Consider the following 17,748-nt stretch of genomic DNA (forward strand, 5'->3'; position numbering starts at 1 on the left):
GGTGGTCTGGTACACTCAACCGCACACGATTCGCCCGCGGACGCGGGCGCAGACCGGGGGATTCGCATGAAGAAGATCGAGGCGATCATCAAGCCGTTCAAGCTGGAAGACGTCCGCGAGGCCCTGACCGAGATGGGCATCGCCGGGATGACCGCCACCGAGGTCCAGGGCTTCGGCCGGCAGAAGGGCCACACCGAGCTCTATCGCGGGGCCGAGTACGTGGTCGACTTCCTGCCCAAGGTGAAGCTGGAGCTGGTGGTGGACGATGACCGCGTGGATGCCTGCATCGACGCGATCGTGAAGGCGTCGCGCACCGGGAAGATCGGGGACGGCAAGATCTTTGTCTCCGACATGGATCGCGTGGTGCGCATCCGCACCGGCGAGGAGGGCAGCGAAGCCCTCTGACGGGCCGTCTGTCGCGGGGCGCCGCCGTTCAGTTGAAGAACGGCAGGCGCTCGAAGGCGCGCCACAGGCCGCCACGTTCCACTTCCACCGACAGGTGCTCGCCGCCACGCACCGCCACCGCGGCCTCGGCATCGTTCAGTTCCAGCACGCTGAGGGTCGCGTCGGCGTGGTCATCCAGACCCAGCTCGCGATAGGAGTGGTACAGCACCGACAGCGCCTGCGGCATCACGTCGGCGTTGGGGTAGGTCGCCAGCACGTGGCGCGCGCGCTCGGCGGCGGCCACCCAGGCGGTACGCTCCATGTAGAATTCGGCAATGCGCAGCTCGTTCGCGGCCAGGGTGTTGATGATGAACACCATGCGTGGATGCGCATCGGCACTGTACGGGCTGTCCGGGAAGGTGCGGATCAGCCGGTCGAAGTCCTCGTAGGCGTCCATCAGCGGGCCCTGGTCCATCTCGGTGGGATCCATCGGGAACACGTTGCTGAGGAAGCCCTGGTCGCGGTTGAAGTTGATCAGGCCGCGCAGGTAGTAGGCGTAATCGAGGTTCGGATGACGCGGGTTGAGCTGCTCGAAGCGGTCCACCGCGGCGAGCGCCGGTTCCGGTTCGCCGGCCTTGTAATACGCGTAGGGGATCTCGATCTGCGCCTGCTGGGCAAAGCGTCCGAACGGATAGCGGGCCTCCAGCAGCTCGTAGTATTCCACGGCCTGGCTGTAGTTGCCGCTGTCCAGGGCGGATTTGGCCTCGCTGTAGAGCTGGCTGGCCGACCAGCCGGCCGTGGGATCGGCGCGCCAGCTTTCGCAGCCGGCCAGGAGCAGGGCCACAATCAGGATGACGAACAGGCGTGGCAGGGTGGAAGCTGGGAGCACGGAAACCTCGTTGCGAACCGTTGTGCGCGGATGAAATCCGGATTCTACACCATTGACGAACATTGACGCGGCCTGCCTCCGGAGGGTGAGGGCATGAGCGAACCACGCCGGGCAACCCTGCCCGAAGAAGAGGCCGGGCAGCGCCTGGATGCGGCCCTGGCGCGCGCGTTTCCCGAGTATTCGCGCAGCCAGCTGGTGCAGTGGCTGAAGGCCGGTGACCTGCGCGTGGACGGAGCGCAGCCGCGGCCGCGCACGCCGGTGCGCGGTGGCGAGGCGGTGGAACTGATTCCGCCGGAGACCCCGTCGCTGGAGGATGCCCCGGAAGCCATCGAGCTGGACATCCTGTACGAGGATGCCGACGTGCTGGTGATCGACAAGCCCGCGGGACTGGTGGTGCACCCGGCCGCCGGTCACCGTCAGGGAACCCTGGTCAACGCGCTGCTGCACCACGCGCCCGAGGTCGGCGTACTGCCGCGCGCCGGGGTCGTGCACCGGCTGGACAAGGACACCACCGGCCTGATGGTGGTCGCGCGCAACGCGCAGGCGCAGACCGCCCTGGTGCGTCAGCTGCAGGAACGCAGCGTGCACCGCGAATACCGTGCGCTGGTCCACGGCCGGGTGATCGCCGGCGGCACGGTGGACGCGCCCGTGGGCCGCCATCCGGTGGACCGCAAGCGCATGGCGGTGAACCCTGCGGGCAAGCTCGCGACCACGCATTATCGGGTCGCCGAGCGTTTCCGCGGCCACACCCTGTTGAACGCGCGCCTGGAGACCGGGCGTACCCACCAGATCCGCGTGCACATGGCGCATCTGCGTCACCCGCTGGTGGGGGACCCGGTGTACGGCGGCCGGCCACGACCGGTGCGCGGGATGGACGAGTCGGCGCGCGAGGCGGTGAACGGATTCCGGCGTCAGGCGCTGCACGCGGCGCGCCTGGAATTCCGTCATCCCGCCACGGGCGAGCCGCAGGCCTTCGAGGCGCCGCTGCCCGCGGACTTCGCCTCGCTGCTGGAGGTATTGCGCGCGGATGCCGCCCACGCGGAGGCGCAGGCATGAACGCCACTGGCACGCTGCCGGACACGGCCCTGATCACGCCCGACTGGCCCGCTGCCCCCGCAGTCGGGGCTCTGCAGACCACCCGCGTCGGCGGGATCAGCGAGGGCGTATGGGCCAGTCTGAATCTCGCGCTGCATACCGGGGACGATCCGCAGCGAGTGGCCGGGAACCGGCGCCGTCTGGCGCAGGCGGTGGCCGCGCGGGGCGTGCCGGGCGCCGAGCTGCACTGGCCGGCACAGGTGCATGGCACGCGAGTGGTGCGCGCGGAAGAACTGGCCGCCGCCGACGCGCCGGTGGAGGCCGATGCGGTGATGACCACCCGGCCGGGCCGGGTCTGCGCGGTGCAGACGGCGGATTGTCTGCCGGTGCTGTTCGCCGGTACCGGCGGGGAGGCGGTGGCGGCGGCGCATGCCGGCTGGCGCGGGCTGGTGGACGGGGTCCTGGAGGCCACGCTGGCGGCGCTGCGCGAGGCCCGTCCGCAGGCGGACTGGCACGCCTGGCTGGGGCCGGCGATCGGCCCCGACGCCTTCGAGGTGGGCGCGGAGGTGCGCGAGCGGTTCCTGGCGGTGCAGCCGGAGATGGCCGCGGCCTTTCGCCCGGCCGCGCGGGACGGTCACTGGCTGGCGGACCTGGAGGCGCTGGCGCGCGATCGTCTGGCGCAGGCCGGCGTGGTCGTGCATGGCGGTGGCCAATGCACCTTCAGCGCCCCCGACCGGTTCTTCTCGTATCGTCGCGACGGCACCACCGGGCGCCTCGCGAGCCTGGTCTGGATCCGCCCGGAGGCCGGAGCCTAGGAACCGGTCGTCGGGTCCTTGGGCTCCCCGGCGGTTCCGTCTTTCGAGGCGGGGGTGCCCGCGGGCCGTGCGGCCGGATCAACCGGCGCGCGAGTGAGCGCCTTCACCGGGACGGCCGGCGGTTCGGCGAGCCGGCCGGCGGCCCGTTCGTCCAGGCGTGCCCGCGCCCAGGCCACGTGTTCGCGCACCAGCGCCGACGGGTGTCCGGCGCGTGCGGCCAGGGCCTCGCGCGCCGCGTCGGTGGCCGGACCGTTGCCGAGCCCCACGGCGAGGTTGCGCAGCCACTGTTCGTGGCCGATGCGGCGGATCGCCATGCCGGTGGTGTGTTCGAGGAAGCTCGCCTCGTCCCAGCCGAACAGCTCGACCAGCGAGGCGCTGTCGAGGCCATGGCGGGCGATGAAGTCCGGTTCGGCCGCGACCTCGGCGAAGCGGTTCCAGGGGCAGACCAGCTGGCAGTCGTCACAGCCGTAGATGCGGTTGCCGATCAGCGGCCGCAGGTCTTCCGGGATCGAGCCTTTCAGCTCGATGGTGAGATAGGAGATGCAGCGCCGGGCGTCGAGGTCGTGCGGGCCGCGGAAGGCCTGCGTGGGGCACACGTCCAGGCAGGCGCGGCAGCTCCCGCAGTGGTCCTCGGCCGGGCCGGGATCGAGCGGCAGCGGCAGATCGGTGAACAGTTCGCCGAGGAAGAACCACGAGCCGGTACCGCGGGCCAGCAGGTTGGTGTGCTTGCCGATCCAGCCGAGCCCCGCCTGCTGCGCCAGGGCCTTCTCCAGCACCGGCGCGCTGTCGGTGAAGGCGCGGTAGCCGTGCGGTGCCTCGGCCTCGATCCGGCGGCCGAGTTCGGTCAGTCGCTTGCGCAGCAGCTTGTGGTAGTCGCGGCCCAGGGCGTAGCGCGAGACATAGGCGCCCTCGGGATCCGCCAGCTGGGCGGCCGGACGCCGGGTGCGTGGCGGGAAGTAATCCATGCGCACGCTGATGATGCGCTGCACCCCGGGAACCAGGGCGTCGGGGTCGCGGCGCAGCGGCGCGCGCTCGGCCATCCATTGCATGTCGCCGTGGGAGTCGCGCTCCAGCCAGGCGTCCAGGTGCCGGCGATCGGCCTCGGGGACCCGGGGGGGGCCGATACGCAGGTCGGCGAAGCCGAGTTCGCGTCCCCATTGGCGGATGCGATCGGCGAGTTCGGCGCATTGGCGCGGGTCGGGATGCTCAGGCACGATCGACAGGCCAGCAAGGAGAGAAACGGACATGAATGATGCCCCTGCACACCCGTCCCCGGCCAGCCCCGCGCCCGGCGAGCGGTTGTTCGACACCGCGCGCATGCGCGAGCTGGATGCCACCGCCATGGCCCTGCCCGGGATGGCGCCGGGCGAGTTGATGGACCGGGCCGGTGCGGCGCTGCTCGAGCATCTGCAGGAATGCTGGCCGGGGGTGTCCCGGGTCGGGGTGCTCTGCGGGCCCGGCAACAACGGCGGCGACGGTTTCGTGCTGGCCCGCCGCGCGCGGGCGGCCGGGCTGGAGGTGGTGCTGCATGCGGGGTCTTCGCGGGCGCGGGAGGAGTCGGACGGGAAGCGGGCCCGGCGTCTGTGGGAGGAGAGCGGGGGCGAAATCCACCCGCTGGAAACGTTCGATCCCGCCACTGCGGATGTGTGGGTGGACGCGCTGTTCGGTATCGGTCTGCAGCGTCCGCTGACCGATGTCTACGGCGAGGTGATCGAGCGGCTGAACCGTGCGGACCGGGCGGTGCTGGCGGCCGATGCGCCCTCGGGGGTCGATACGGACAATGGCGCGTTGCGCGGGCAGGCGGCGCGGGCGACACGCACCCTGACGTTCATTGCCGACAAGCCCGGACTGCATACCGGGGCTGCGGTGGACTGCGCGGGCACGGTCAGCGTGGCCACACTCGATCTCCCGCATTCGTTGGCGCAGAGCTTCGCACCGGCGGCGTGGCGCATTGGTCCCGGGCACTGGCGGGCGGGTCTGCCGCGGCGGCGGCCCGGGGCCCACAAGGGGGATGCGGGCCACGTGATGATCGTCGGCGGGGCTCCCGGGTTCGCCGGGGCGGGGCGGCTGGCGGCAACCGCGGCGCTGCGTGCCGGGGCCGGGCGCGTGACCCTGCTGACGCATCCCGAACATGCCGCCTTCGTCTGCAGTGACCGCCCCGAGATCATGGTGCGCGGGGTGAGCGAAGGCCCGGAGCTGCTGCGCTGGCTGGAGCGGGCGGACGCGGTGGCCATCGGGCCCGGTCTGGATCAGGGTCCGTGGGGGCGGGATCTGTGGCTGGCGGCGGCCGATTCCGGCCGCCCGCTGGTGGTGGATGCCGATGCCCTCAACCTGCTGGCGCAGACCCCGCGGCGCAGCGACGACTGGGTCCTGACGCCGCATCCCGGCGAGGCCGGGCGTCTGCTGAACCTGGATGCCGCGGCGGTGGAGGCCGACCGACCGGGGCGACTGCGGGAGCTGGTCGTACGGTTTGGTGGAACCGTGCTGCTCAAGGGGGCGGGGACGCTGATCGCCGACACCGATGACGGACCGTACGACTGTGTCACCGACGGCCATCCGGGGATGGCCACCCCCGGTTGTGGCGATGCGCTCACCGGCGTGATCGCGGCGTTGCGCGGACAGGGCCTGGACGCGCGGGGCGCCGCGCGTATCGGGGCGGGCTGGCATGCGGCGGCCGGGCGCGTCGCGGCGCGGCGCCTGGGGGGCACCGTCGGCATGCTGGCGGGGGATCTGATCGCGGCCCTGCCGGCCGCCGCGGGGGGCGACGATGGTTTCTGACCGGCCGGCCTTCGACGGAGCCCCGGTGGAACTGCCGGATGCGGCCGCCACCGAGGCGGCCGGTGCCGCGCTGGCGGCGGTGCCGGGGCTGCGCACGGTCTATCTGGAGGGCGACCTGGGCGCCGGGAAGACCACCTGGGTGCGCGGTCTGCTGCGGGCCCTGGGGCATGCGGGGACGGTGCGCAGCCCGACCTATACCCTGGTCGAGCCGTACGAGCTGGATTCCCGGCGCGTACTGCATTTCGACCTCTACCGCCTGGGGGATCCGGAGGAGCTGGAGTACCTCGGCGTGCGCGAGGCGCACGGGCCCGGGGTGCTGTGGCTGGTCGAGTGGCCGGAGCGCGGTTGCGGCTGGCTGCCGGAGCCGGATCTGCGCATGCACCTCGAGGAACATCCGGACGGGCCGGAGTTCGGGCGCCGGCTGTGGCTGGAAGGGTCGGCCGCCGAGGCCGCTCGCGCCGCGCTGGCAGCAGCGCCGGGACAGGAATAGATCTGGGAGTGGCCGGTTTTGCCGAATACCACATGTAGTGGGTAATGGTTCGCGGGGTCGCGCGGGGAATGACGCGGAAGGTTGTGAGGGCACACGCAGAAACCTTGGTATCTTCCTAAAAATTCGCGACATTCCGGGTTGCTTTTTTAGAGGATCTGTCCACAATAAGAGTGGAGTCCCTGACCAGCCGGGGTGTGTGCGTGGGCCATCACCGTTCCGACATCGATCCGAATCGCCGCCAGATCCTGCGCGCCCTGGGTGCACTGGGTCTGGCGACGCTGCCCCTGCCGGCGGCGGCCGGGGCGCGCGTCGAGCGCCTGCGCATGTCCGTGGACGGAGAAACCACGCGTCTGGTCTTCGACATGGAGGGCGAGGCCGAGTACGAGGTGTTTCGCCTGCAGTCGCCGGAACGGCTGGTGGTGGATCTGACGAACGCCAGCACCGATGCCAGCCTGGAGGTCAATGATCACCCGCGTTCGGTGATCGACGGCGTGCGCCACGCGCCGCGCAACGGTTCCGATCTGCGCGTGGTCCTGGATCTGCGCGAGGCCGTGAGCCCGCGCAGCTTCCAGCTGATGCCGGCTCAGGGCGCCCCGCACCGGCTGGTGCTGGACCTGACGCGCAGCGGCTCGGCGGGCACGCGGGTGGAAGCGGGCGAGGAGCGCGAACCGCGTCGCGGTCGCTCGCAGGAGGATCTGCGTGACGTGATCGTGGCCATCGATGCCGGCCACGGCGGGCATGATCCCGGCGCCATCGGGCCCAACGGCACGCGCGAGAAGGACGTGGCGCTGGAAGTGTCGCAGCGGCTGGCGGACCTGGTCGAGGATGAATGGGGCATGGAGGCGGTGATGATCCGCACCGGCGACTATTTCCTGCCCCTGCGCGAGCGCGTCAAGCGCGCCCGGGAGGCGGAGGCCGACGTGTTCATGTCGATCCACGCGGATGCCTTCCCGGACCCCAGCGTGAACGGGTCCTCGGTGTACATGCTGTCGGAGGGCGGGGCATCCAGCGAGGCCGCACGCTTCCTTGCCGAGCGCGAGAATCAGGCCGACATGCGCCTGGGCGGGGTGCCGATGAACGGCCGTGATGATTCCCTGAGCAACGTGCTGCTGGATCTGGCCCAGAGCGGCAGCCTCGAGGCCAGTTCCACCCTGGCCGAGCGGATGATCGACGAGCTGGACCGGGTGGGCAAGGTGCGTCGGCCGAAGGTCGAGCGGGCCAATTTCGCCGTGCTGCGTTCGCCGGATGTGCCGTCCATCCTGGTCGAGTCCGGCTTCATTTCCAATCCGCAGGACGAACGTCGCCTGCGCAGCTCCAGCTACCAGCAGTCGCTGGCCGAGGCCCTGCTGACCGGCCTGCGGGCGTACTTCTCCACCCATGCGCGTCCGGGTACGCTGATCGCGGATGGCGGGGGCATGGAGCAGCACATCATCCGCCCCGGCGAGACCCTGTCAGGGATCGCGGATCGATACAGCGTTTCCCTGTCCGATCTGCGCGCGGTCAATGGCGTCAACGGCGACACCATCTATACCGGTCAGGTCCTGGAAGTCCCCTCCCGCGGCAGCTGATTTCCGGTCCGAATCCGGGATTCGGCGAGCACGCACGTGCACATTCGCCGGTGTTTCCTTACCCTGCGCTCCAGTGCTTTCCCGGGACGTGACGTGGGCATCCAGAAACTCTCCAATCAGCTGATCAGCCAGATCGCCGCCGGCGAGGTCATCGAGCGCCCGGCCTCGGTGGTCAAGGAGCTGGTCGAAAACGCGCTGGATGCCGGGGCCTCGCGCATCGAGGTGCGTCTGGAGCAGGGCGGGACTCGCCTGATCCGGGTGACCGACGACGGCTGTGGCATCGCGCGGGAAGAACTGCCGCTGGCGCTGTCGCGCCATGCCACCAGCAAGATCCGCAGCATGGATGACCTGGAGGCCCTGCACAGCCTGGGTTTCCGCGGCGAGGCGCTGCCGTCGGTGTCCTCGGTGGCGCGCCTGACCCTGACCTCGGCGGTGCCCGGCGAGCGCAACGCCTGGCAGCTTTCCGGGGACGGTTCCGATGTCTTCGGCGAGGTGATGCCGGCGTCGCATCCGCCGGGCACGACGGTCGAGGTGCGCGATCTGTTCTTCAACGTGCCGGCGCGGCGGCGCTTCGTGCGCACCGAGCGCACCGAGTACGGACACTGCGAATCGGTGTTGCGTACCCTGGCGGCGGCGCACCCCGAGGTGGGCTTCGTGCTGCGCCACAACGACCGCGTGACCCTGGACCTGCCGGCGGCCCCCGGGGATCCGGAGGCGCGCGTGCGGGCCCTGCTGGGCGAGGCGTTTCTGGCGGATGCGCTCCCGGTGGACGAGCAGCGTTCCGGGCTGGTGCTGTCCGGCTGGCTGGGCTCCCCGGCGCGTTCCCGGGCCCAGGCCGATCAGCAGTATTTCTTCGTCAACGGCCGTGCGATCCGCGACCGGGTACTGACCGCGGCCGTGCGCAAGGCCTATCAGGACGTGCTCTACCATGGGCGCCATCCGATGTTCGTGCTCGAGCTGGAGCTGGATCCGGCGCAGGTGGACGTGAACGCGCATCCGACCAAGCAGGAGGTGCGCTTCCGCGAGTCGCGGATGGTCCACGATTTCATCTTCCACGCCCTGCACGCGGCGCTGGGGCGGGCGAAGGCCGGTCACGCCGGTGACGTGGCGGGGGGCGGGGCCGGGCCGGCCGTGCCCGACTCCGGTCCTGCCGCCGGCAAGGGTCCCGGGCCGCATCCGGATGCCGGCCCGCGGTCGGGCCTGCTGGACGGTTCGCCCGGCGGTGCACCGGGCCGTGTCGGGGGCGGGTCCGGGGGTGCGGGTGGCGGACGCGCGGATCCCGGGCGGGGTGACGGGTTTGCCGCGGCCTGGGCCGCATTCCGGCCGCCGGAATCGTCGTCCGCTGCCGGTGTCGGTGAACGTGCCGCGCCGGGTTATGCTGCCGAGGGCGCGGGGCGCACGGACAGCACGGAAAACAACGCTGAGATGCCCCCGCTGGGATTCGCCATCGGCCAGGTCGCGGATACCTTCGTGCTCGCGGAGAACGCCCGCGGGCTGGTGCTGGTGGACATGCATGCCGCACACGAGCGCATCACCTATGAGCGGCTCAAGCGCGAATGGGAGCGTGAACGCGTGACCGCCCAGCCGCTGCTGGTGCCGGAGGAGGTGGAAGTTACCCCGACGGAGGCCGACCGTGCCGAGGAGCAGGCGGATACGCTGGCCGGGCTGGGCTTCGAAGTGGACCGTTGCGGGCGCGAACGGCTGCGGTTGCGTGCGGCGCCGGCGCTGCTGCGGGGCCGCGATGCACCGGCGCTGCTGCGCGACGTGCTGGGGGATCTGGCCGAAAGCGGTCACAGCCAGCGCACCGAGGCGGCGGCCAACGAGGTGCTGAGCACCATGGCCTGTCACGGTTCGGTGCGGTCGGGGCGCCGGCTGACCGTGCCCGAGATGAACCAGCTGCTGCGCGACATGGAGGCCACCGAGCGCAGCGGCCAGTGCAACCATGGCCGGCCGACCTGGGTGGAGCTGGATCACGCTGCCCTCGACGGGCTGTTCATGCGCGGGCGCTGATGGACGTCCCGCAACCGCCGGTGGTGCTGCTCGCCGGGCCCACTGCCACCGGCAAGACCGGGCTGGCGCTGGAACTCGCGCAGCGGCTGGACGCCGAGATCGTGACCGCGGATTCGGCGCAGGTGTACCGCGGCATGGACATCGGTACCGCCAAACCGGATGCGGACGAGCGGGCGCGGGTGCCGCATCATCTGCTGGACATCCGGGATCCGGAGGAGACCTATAACGCGGCGGCCTTCGCCGCGGATGCCCGTGCCTGCATCCGCGCGATCCATGCGCGCGGGCGCGTGGCGCTGCTGGCGGGCGGGACCCTGCTGTACCTGCGGGCGCTGCTGGAGGGGATCGACCCCATGCCGCCGGTGCCGGAAGCGGTGCGCGCCGCGGTGCGCGCCCGGCTGGAGACGGAAGGCGCCCGGGCCCTGCATGAGGCCCTGGAGGCGGTGGACCCGGCGGCCGCCGGGCGTATCCATCCCAACGATCCGCAGCGCATCCTGCGGGCGCTGGAGGTGTTCGAGGCCACGGGGCGCCCGTTGTCGAGTTTCCAGCAGGGGGGCGAGGCGCGGCTGCCGGCGGGCTGGTGCGCACTGGCGTTGTGGCCGGAAGATCGGGAACGTCTGCGCGCGCGGATTGCCGAACGCTTCGATGCCATGCTGGAGGCGGGGTTCGTGGAGGAGTTGCGGGCCCTGCGCGCGCGCCCCGGACTGACCGCGGAACACCCTTCGCAGCGGGCGGTGGGCTACCGCCAGGGCTGGGAATGGCTGGCCGGCGAGGTCGATTTCGCCACGTTCCGCAGCCGGGCGATCGCCGCGACGCGGCAGCTGGCCAAGCGCCAGCTGACCGGCCTGCGGCGCTTCCCGCTGCACGCGCGGCTGCCGGCGGAAACCGTCGACCCGGAGCAGGCCCTGGCAGCCCTGCGCGAGACGGCATCACGCTGACGATATGCTACTCTTTTTACAGGTTTCGGCCCGCGGCGCGGGCCCCGACGAATGCAACCAGGGAATGTACCGATGGCCAAAGGGCAAATGCTGCAGGAACCCTTTCTCAACGCGCTGCGCCGCGACCGGATCCCGGTGTCGATCTACCTCGTGAACGGCATCAAGCTGCAGGGGCAGATCGAGTCGTTCGATCAGTTCGTGGTCCTGCTGCGCTCGACGGTTTCGCAGATGGTCTACAAGCACGCGATCTCCACCATCGTGCCCGCGCGGCAGGTGCGCATGCCGCTGGATGAAGACAGCGCCGCGGCCAGTGGCGGAGAGGCCGCGGATGAATAGGGGCGTCGTACACCTCCGGGATGGTCCGGTCCCGAATCGGGGGTGGTCGCGCGTTGTTTGAGCGTCCGCAGACCGGTGGCGACCGGGCGGTGCTGGTGGCCATGGCCATCGGCGGTGCGACCGATCTCGAGGTCCAGCTGCAGGAATTCGAGGAGCTGGTACGTTCGGCCGGGGCCGAGGTGGTGGCCGTGGAATCCGGTTCGCGCCATCGTCCCGACTCGCGTTTGTTCGTGGGGTCCGGCAAGGCGGACGCCATTCGCGATCAGGTGGCGGCGCACGGGGCCGACCTCGTCATCTTCAACCACGAGCTGTCGCCGAGCCAGGAGCGCAACCTGGAACAGCACCTGCAGTGCCGGGTGCTGGACCGCGCCGGGCTGATCCTCGACATCTTTGCCCAGCGCGCGCGTTCTCACGAGGGCAAGCTGCAGGTGGAGCTGGCGCAGCTGCGTCACATGTCCACCCGGCTGGTGCGTGGCTGGACCCACCTGGAACGGCAGAAGGGCGGGATCGGCCTGCGCGGTCCCGGCGAGACCCAGCTGGAGACCGACCGCCGGCTGCTGGCGGCGCGCATCAAGCATATCGAGCGGCGACTGGAAAAGGTCGAGCGCACGCGCGAGCAGGGGCGCCAGGCGCGCCTGCGCAACGAGGTGCCGACCGTCTCGCTGGTGGGCTACACCAATGCCGGCAAGTCGACCCTGTTCAACCGCCTCACCGATTCCGACGTTTACCAGGCCGACCAGCTGTTCGCGACCCTGGATCCGACCCTGCGCCGGCTGGATCTGGCGCCGCACCAGTCGGTGATCCTCGCGGACACTGTCGGGTTCGTGCGCGACCTGCCGCACGAACTGGTGGCGGCCTTCAAGGCGACCCTGACCGAGACCCGCGAGGCGGCGCTGCTTTTGCACGTGATCGACGCCGCCGACCCGGAGCGCGAGCGGCACATCGCCCAGGTGGAGGACGTGCTCGCGGAGATCGGCGCCGAGGACGTGCCCTGCTGGCGGATCTACAACAAGATCGACACCCTGCCGGAGCGCGACGACGAGGCGGCGGAGCGCTTTGCCGGTGGCGAGGGCGAGGAGGCCTTCTGGCTGTCGGCGCAAACCGGCGAAGGGGTAGAGCGGCTGTACCAGCGCCTGGCCGAGTCCTTCACCGAATCCATGCGCCGTGGCTGGGTCGAGGTGCCGCCGTCCGCCGGGCGGCTGCGCGGTCGGCTGTACGACGAGAACGCCGTGGAGGCCGAGCAGACCGGTGATGAGGGTGCGATCCGCCTGCGGGTGCAGCTGCCGGAGCGGCGCTTTCAGGACCTGTTCCGCGAGGCCGGGCTGGATCCGGAAACGGCCTTCGTGGGGCCGGGCGAGGAACCCGGGGACGCCGAGGACGCGCAAGCCGCCGGTGCGCGCGCCCCGGCACCGGGCTCCGGTGCCTGATCGCACCCCCTGACGGGGTCCCGGGCAGCCACGCGGCACGGGATACGCCGCTGGTCACGACGAGGCGGCGCTGCATCGGCCGGTCGCGGAAACCCGCGACGGTGTCCCGGGTGTGGCGCCCGAAGAACCGGTGGCCGTGGTCTGCGGCAGCGGATACCGTTCCACGGTCGCGGCCTCCATCCTGCAGCGGCTGGGTTATGGCCACGTAATGAACGTCGCCGGTGGCATGGCCGCATGGGAGGCCGCGGGCGCCGGTCACAACCCGACTCCCGCAGGGGTGCGCTTGCCCGCCCCCGGGTGCCCCCCTAGAATGTCCGCTCCCTGTGCCTGATCGGCACATCCCGAGCGATCGACGGAGTCCCTGATTCATGCCCTGGAACGAACCGGGAAACAACAACCGCGACCCCTGGAGCGGGGGAGGCGGTAACCGCGGCGGTGGCGGCGGTGGTGGAGGTGGCCAGCAGCCGCCCGATCTCGAGGAGATGCTGCGCAAACTGTCGCGGCAGCTCAGCGGCATCTTTGGTGGCGGCAACCAGGGCGGAAGCGGCCTGGGCGGCGGCGGCATGGGGCGCGGTTCCCAGGCCCTGATCAGCCTCGGCCTGATCATCGCCCTGGTGGTCTGGATCGCCTCCGGCTTTCATATCATCTCCGAAGGCGAGCGCGGCGTCGTGCTGCGCTTCGGTGCGTTCCAGGAGGTCAAGAGCCCGGGGCCGGGCTGGCACCTGCCGTATCCCATCGAGCGGATCGAGATCGAGAATGTCGACAACGTGCGGACCATCGAGAGCCGCGCGCTGATGCTCACCGGCGACGAGAACATCATCGATGTCGACATCGCGGTGCAGTACCGCATCCTCGATCTGGTCGACTTCCTGTTCAATGTCCGCAATCCGGATGCCACCGTGCATCAGGTCATGGAGTCGGCCATCCGTGAACGGGTCGGCAAGGGCAATCTCGAATTCATCCTCGGCGAGGGCCGTGGCGAGATCGCCCAGTCCACCCGCACGGTGATGCAGGAAAACCTCGATGCCTACGGCGCCGGGATCGTGGTGACCGCGGTCTCCATGCAGCAGGCGCAGCCGCCGGAAGCAGTGCAGGAGGCCTTTGCCGATGCCATCCGTGCACGCGAGGACGAGGTCCGCTTCCGCAACGAGGCCGAGGCTTATGCCAACGGCGTGATCCCGCGGGCGCGTGGTCAGGCGGCCCGCATCATCGAGGAAGCCGAGGGTTATCGCGATCAGGTGGTGGCCCGCGCCGAGGGTGATGCCTCGCGCTTCGACCAGCTGCTGACCGAATACCGGCAGGCCCCCGAAGTCACGCGTGACCGTCTCTACCTCGAGGCGGTGGAAGCCGTGCTCCAGGATTCGCGCAAGCTGATGCTGGACGTGGGCGCCAGCGGCAATCTGATGATGCTGCCGCTGGGCGAGATGTTCTCCGGCCAGTCGGGCACCCGCAATTCGGGTGGCGCGCCGACGCCGCGTCCACTGGACACTGACCGGCGTGCGATTGAGAGGGACACCGGGATGACCCGTGATACCGAGAGCCTGCGCTCGCGGGAGGTTCGCTGATGCTGCGTATTGCCGGAATTGCCGTGGTGGTCATCGGGATCGTCGTGGCCCTGTCGACCTACACCGTTGACGAGCGCGAGCGCGTGATCAAGTTCGCCCTGGGGGAACTGCGCGAGGTGGACCAGGAGCCGGGGCTGCATTTCAAGTTCCCGCTGATCCAGAACGTCGAGAAGTTCGATGCCCGGATCATGACCCTGAACATCCCGCCGGACCGGTTCCTGACCAGCGAGGCGAAGAACATCATCGTGGATTTCTACGCCAAGTGGCGGATCAACGATGTCGGTCAGTTCTACCGCGCCACCCGCGGTGACGAACGACTGGCCGAGGAGCGCCTGTCGCAGATCCTGCGGGACGGCATGCGTAACGAATTCGCCCGCTACGAGCTGCAGGACGTGGTCGCCGGCGAGCGCCTGACCATCATGGGCGCGGTGCGCCAGGCCGCCCTGGAGACGGCGCTGGAGCTGGGGGTCGATCTGGTGGATGTGCGCATCCGTCGCATGGATCTGCCGGACGAGGTCTCCGAGTCGGTGTTCGACCGGATGCGGGCCGAGCGCGAGCGTGTGGCGCAGGACTTCCGCGCCCGGGGGCAGGAGGAGGCCGAGCGGATTCGTTCGCGTGCCGACCGCGATCGCACGGTGATCCTGGCGAACGCGTACCGTGACTCCGAGGTGATCCGCGGGGAGGGTGATGCCCGGGCTACCGAGATCCTGGGTACCTCCTTCGGCGAAGATGAAGAGTTCTTCCGCTTCTATCGCAGCCTGATCGCCTACCGCAACAGCCTGCAGGGCGAGAACAGCACGTTCGTGCTGGAACCGAACTCGGAGTTCTTCCAGTTCTTCAACGCTCCGGGCGGCGAGCGTCCGTCCCGGACTCCGCAGCTGCCGCAGCCCGCCGAGTGATCGTGCGGCCGGCCCTGCTTCGGGGCCGGTGCGGGCAGGTTCTGCCAATCACAAGCCGGGCCCGCACCGCGGGCCCTTCTTCTGGCCAGCCCGCCTGTGGACGGGTCAGGCCGTGCAGGCAAGGATGACATGACGGAAATCAATCGCTGGCTGCTGCCGGACGGACTCGAAGAGGCGCTGCCGGATTCGGCACGGCGCCTGGAGGGCCTGCGGCGGCGTGTGCTCGACCATTTCGATGTCTGGGGCTACGATCATGTGATGCCGCCGCTGGCGGAATACCTGGAGTCGTTGCTGACCGGTGCCGGCCACGAGCTGGATCTGCAGACGTTCAAACTGACCGATCAGCTGACTGGCCGGCTGATGGGAGTGCGAGCGGACCTGACGCCTCAGGTCGCCCGCATCGACGCGCACCGTCAGCATGTGGCGGGTGCCAACCGGCTGTGCTATGTCGGTACGACTTTGCGTGCCCGTGCCGATGAGTGGTCGGGGTCCCGCAGTCCGCTGCAGGCGGGCGCGGAGCTTTTCGGACACGACGGTCTGGATTCCGACGTCGAGGTCATCCGTCTGATGCTGGCTACGCTGGAGGTCTGCGGTGTGCGCCGGCCCAGCATGGATCTGGGGCACGTCGGGATCTTTCGCAGTCTTGCCCGGGCCGCGGGTCTGGAGCCGGAGCAGGAGCGCGCCTTCTTCGATCAGCTGCAGCGCAAGAGCATCCCCGAGATCGAACAGACCCTGGCGCAATGGCGTGCGGCGGGGCTCGACCCCGATCTGGCCGATGCCCTGCGTGCCCTGCCGGACCTGAATGGCGGGCCCGAAGTCCTGGCGAGCGCGCGCGCCGCGCTGGGCAGGGCACCCGCCGAGGTGCACGCGGCCCTGGACCACCTGGAGGCGATCGTGGGGGCCCTGCAGTCGCTGGGGACCGAGGTGGATCTGCACGTGGATGTCGCGGAGCTGCGCGGGTATGCCTATCACACCGGTCTGGTGTTTGCGGCGTTCATCCCGGGGTCGGGACAGGCGGTCGCCCGCGGCGGGCGCTATAACGAGATCGGCCGCGTGTTCGGGCGGGCGCGTTCGGCCACCGGGTTCAGTACCGACCTGCGCGAGCTGGCCCGGCACGGCGACGCCCGTGGCGATCCGGAGCGCCCACGCCAATGCGTGCTCGCCCCCGCCGGAACCGATCCGGAGCTGGAGGCGGCGGTGTGCGAGCTGCGCGGGCGCGGCGTACGCGTGGTTCGCGAGCTGCGGGGCGAGACGCCGGTGACGGATGCGGACGCACGCCTGGAGTACCGCAATGAACAATGGATGGTGGTGGAACACTGATGGGACGTTTCGTAGTCGTACTGGGCAGTCAGTGGGGTGACGAAGGCAAGGGCAAGATCGTCGACCGACTGACCGAGGATGCCGCGGCGGTGGTGCGCTTCCAGGGCGGGCACAACGCCGGACACACGCTGGTGATCGATGGCGAGAAGACAGTGCTGCACCTGATCCCCTCGGGCATCCTGCGCGAAGGGGTGGAGTGCATGATCGGCAACGGCGTGGTGCTGTCGCCGGAGGCCCTGCTCAAGGAGATGGACGAGCTCGAGGCCCGCGGCGTGCCGGTGACCGATCGCCTGCGGCTGTCGGATTCCTGTCAGCTGATCCTGCCGTACCACGTGGCGCTGGATCACGCGCGCGAGAAAGCGCGCGGCAAGGCGGCCATCGGTACCACCGGGCGCGGCATCGGTCCGGCCTACGAGGACAAGGTCGCACGTCGCGGGCTGCGCCTGGACGACCTGTTCCATCGCGAGCGGCTGGCGGCCAAGCTCGGCGAGGTGATGGATTATCACAATTTTGCCCTGAAACATTACTTCGGGGCGGCGACGGTGGACCATCAGCAGGTGCTGGAGCAGTGCCTCGAGCATGCCGAGCGCCTCAAGCCGATGGTGACGGATGTCGCCGGTCGTCTGCACGAGCTGCGTGCCGCGGATCGTGACGTGATGTTCGAAGGGGCGCAGGGCACGCTGCTGGACATCGACCACGGGACCTATCCGTTCGTGACCTCCTCCAGCACGACCGCCGGCGGGGCGTCCACCGGCTCCGGGGTGGGGCCGCGCAATCTGGATTACGTGCTGGGGATCACCAAGGCATACACCACGCGGGTCGGGGCCGGCCCCTTTCCCACCGAGCTGTTCGACAATATGGGCGAACACCTCGCGCGCCGGGGCAACGAATTCGGTTCCACCACCGGGCGTGCACGCCGCTGCGGGTGGTTCGATGCGGTGGCACTGCGTCGCGCGGTCGCCGTGAACAGCATTAGTGGCCTGTGCATGACCAAACTGGACGTGCTGGACGGGCTGGAGACGGTGCAGATCTGCACCGGTTACGATGTCGACGGCCGGCGAGTGGCGGTGCCACCGGCGGGTGCCGAGGCCTACGGGTCCTGTACGCCGGTCTACGAAGAGATGCCGGGCTGGCAGGAATCCACCGTCGGGGTGCGCGAGTACGCGAAGCTTCCCGCCAATGCGCGTGCGTATCTGGAGCGCCTGTCCGAGGTGGTGGGTGTGCCCGTCGATATGATCTCCACCGGTCCGGATCGCGACGAGACGCTGGTGATGCGGGATCCTTTCCGGGGCTGACG

General features: G+C 70.1%; 16 protein-coding genes and 1 pseudogene. 15 read left to right on the top strand and 2 right to left on the bottom strand.

Annotation, left to right across the window (positions count from 1 at the left end; all coding sequences use genetic code 11):
• Window positions 1–66 precede the first annotated feature (66 nt).
• The gene (locus D577_RS0107110; RefSeq protein ID WP_018870362.1) at window positions 67–405 is read left to right on the top strand and encodes a P-II family nitrogen regulator; all 339 of its coding nucleotides are present in this window, start codon (window positions 67–69) and stop codon (window positions 403–405) included.
• Between the two features lie 28 nt (window positions 406–433).
• Here the strand turns inward: D577_RS0107110 and D577_RS0107115 are convergent, their stop codons facing one another.
• On the bottom strand, window positions 434–1,336 hold the full coding sequence (locus D577_RS0107115; RefSeq protein ID WP_018946830.1) for an outer membrane protein assembly factor BamD: 903 nt from the start codon (window positions 1,334–1,336) through the stop codon (window positions 434–436).
• A 30-nt stretch (window positions 1,337–1,366) separates the two neighbouring features.
• Between D577_RS0107115 and rluD the strand changes: the two genes are divergently transcribed.
• Together rluD and pgeF are read left to right on the top strand one after the other, a co-directional pair.
• Window positions 1,367–2,329 carry a 23S rRNA pseudouridine(1911/1915/1917) synthase RluD gene (rluD, locus tag D577_RS0107120; RefSeq protein ID WP_018946831.1) on the top strand — a complete coding sequence of 321 codons (963 nt, stop codon included), beginning with the start codon at window positions 1,367–1,369 and terminating at the stop codon, window positions 2,327–2,329.
• Complete coding sequence (pgeF, locus tag D577_RS0107125) at window positions 2,326–3,123, top strand: peptidoglycan editing factor PgeF (RefSeq protein WP_018946832.1); 798 nt, start codon at window positions 2,326–2,328, stop codon at window positions 3,121–3,123. The genes rluD and pgeF overlap by 4 nt, the downstream gene beginning before the upstream one ends.
• On the opposite strand, the gene queG is transcribed toward pgeF, so the two are convergent.
• Window positions 3,120–4,370 carry a tRNA epoxyqueuosine(34) reductase QueG gene (gene queG / locus D577_RS0107130; RefSeq protein ID WP_018946833.1) on the bottom strand — a complete coding sequence of 417 codons (1,251 nt, stop codon included), beginning with the start codon at window positions 4,368–4,370 and terminating at the stop codon, window positions 3,120–3,122. The genes pgeF and queG overlap by 4 nt on opposite strands.
• On the opposite strand from queG, the gene D577_RS0107135 reads away from it, so the two are divergent.
• The 12 genes and pseudogenes from D577_RS0107135 to D577_RS0107185 all read left to right on the top strand — a co-directional run bounded on the left by D577_RS0107135 (window position 4,369) and on the right by D577_RS0107185 (window position 17,746).
• Window positions 4,369–5,901, top strand: a complete 1,533-nt coding sequence (locus D577_RS0107135; protein ID WP_018946834.1) for a bifunctional ADP-dependent NAD(P)H-hydrate dehydratase/NAD(P)H-hydrate epimerase — start codon at window positions 4,369–4,371, stop codon at window positions 5,899–5,901. The genes queG and D577_RS0107135 overlap by 2 nt on opposite strands.
• Complete coding sequence (gene tsaE, locus D577_RS0107140; RefSeq protein ID WP_051073628.1) at window positions 5,891–6,391, top strand: tRNA (adenosine(37)-N6)-threonylcarbamoyltransferase complex ATPase subunit type 1 TsaE; 501 nt, start codon at window positions 5,891–5,893, stop codon at window positions 6,389–6,391. The genes D577_RS0107135 and tsaE overlap by 11 nt, the downstream gene beginning before the upstream one ends.
• Window positions 6,392–6,585: 194 nt before the next feature.
• Window positions 6,586–7,959: an N-acetylmuramoyl-L-alanine amidase gene (locus D577_RS0107145; protein WP_051073631.1), complete on the top strand. Its 1,374-nt coding sequence runs from the start codon at window positions 6,586–6,588 to the stop codon at window positions 7,957–7,959.
• A 93-nt stretch (window positions 7,960–8,052) separates the two neighbouring features.
• Window positions 8,053–9,969 carry a DNA mismatch repair endonuclease MutL gene (gene mutL, locus D577_RS0107150; protein WP_018946837.1) on the top strand — a complete coding sequence of 639 codons (1,917 nt, stop codon included), beginning with the start codon at window positions 8,053–8,055 and terminating at the stop codon, window positions 9,967–9,969.
• Entirely contained in the window at window positions 9,969–10,904 is a 936-nt protein-coding gene (gene miaA, locus D577_RS0107155) for a tRNA (adenosine(37)-N6)-dimethylallyltransferase MiaA (protein ID WP_018946838.1), read from the top strand. Before mutL ends, miaA begins: the two co-directional genes overlap by 1 nt.
• A 72-nt stretch (window positions 10,905–10,976) precedes the next feature.
• On the top strand, window positions 10,977–11,240 hold the full coding sequence (hfq, locus tag D577_RS0107160; RefSeq protein ID WP_018870352.1) for an RNA chaperone Hfq: 264 nt from the start codon (window positions 10,977–10,979) through the stop codon (window positions 11,238–11,240).
• A 53-nt stretch (window positions 11,241–11,293) separates the two neighbouring features.
• The gene (hflX, locus tag D577_RS0107165; RefSeq protein WP_018946840.1) at window positions 11,294–12,667 is read left to right on the top strand and encodes a ribosome rescue GTPase HflX; all 1,374 of its coding nucleotides are present in this window, start codon (window positions 11,294–11,296) and stop codon (window positions 12,665–12,667) included.
• 43 nt (window positions 12,668–12,710) lie between these two features.
• Window positions 12,711–12,998 (top strand): annotated as a pseudogene (locus D577_RS14030) (rhodanese-like domain-containing protein); the annotation flags it as partial.
• Between the two features lie 37 nt (window positions 12,999–13,035).
• Window positions 13,036–14,232 carry an FtsH protease activity modulator HflK gene (hflK, locus tag D577_RS0107170; RefSeq protein ID WP_018946841.1) on the top strand — a complete coding sequence of 399 codons (1,197 nt, stop codon included), beginning with the start codon at window positions 13,036–13,038 and terminating at the stop codon, window positions 14,230–14,232.
• Window positions 14,232–15,131, top strand: a complete 900-nt coding sequence (gene hflC, locus D577_RS0107175; protein ID WP_018946842.1) for a protease modulator HflC — start codon at window positions 14,232–14,234, stop codon at window positions 15,129–15,131. The genes hflK and hflC overlap by 1 nt, the downstream gene beginning before the upstream one ends.
• A 129-nt stretch (window positions 15,132–15,260) precedes the next feature.
• Complete coding sequence (locus tag D577_RS0107180; protein WP_018946843.1) at window positions 15,261–16,451, top strand: ATP phosphoribosyltransferase regulatory subunit; 1,191 nt, start codon at window positions 15,261–15,263, stop codon at window positions 16,449–16,451.
• Window positions 16,451–17,746: an adenylosuccinate synthase gene (locus D577_RS0107185; protein ID WP_018946844.1), complete on the top strand. Its 1,296-nt coding sequence runs from the start codon at window positions 16,451–16,453 to the stop codon at window positions 17,744–17,746. Before D577_RS0107180 ends, D577_RS0107185 begins: the two co-directional genes overlap by 1 nt.
• Window positions 17,747–17,748 lie beyond the last annotated feature (2 nt).

Origin of the sequence: Thioalkalivibrio sp. AKL17, assembly GCF_000377885.1 — a bacterium.
In the GTDB taxonomy this organism is placed as follows: Bacteria; Pseudomonadota; Gammaproteobacteria; order Ectothiorhodospirales; family Ectothiorhodospiraceae; genus Thioalkalivibrio; species Thioalkalivibrio halophilus.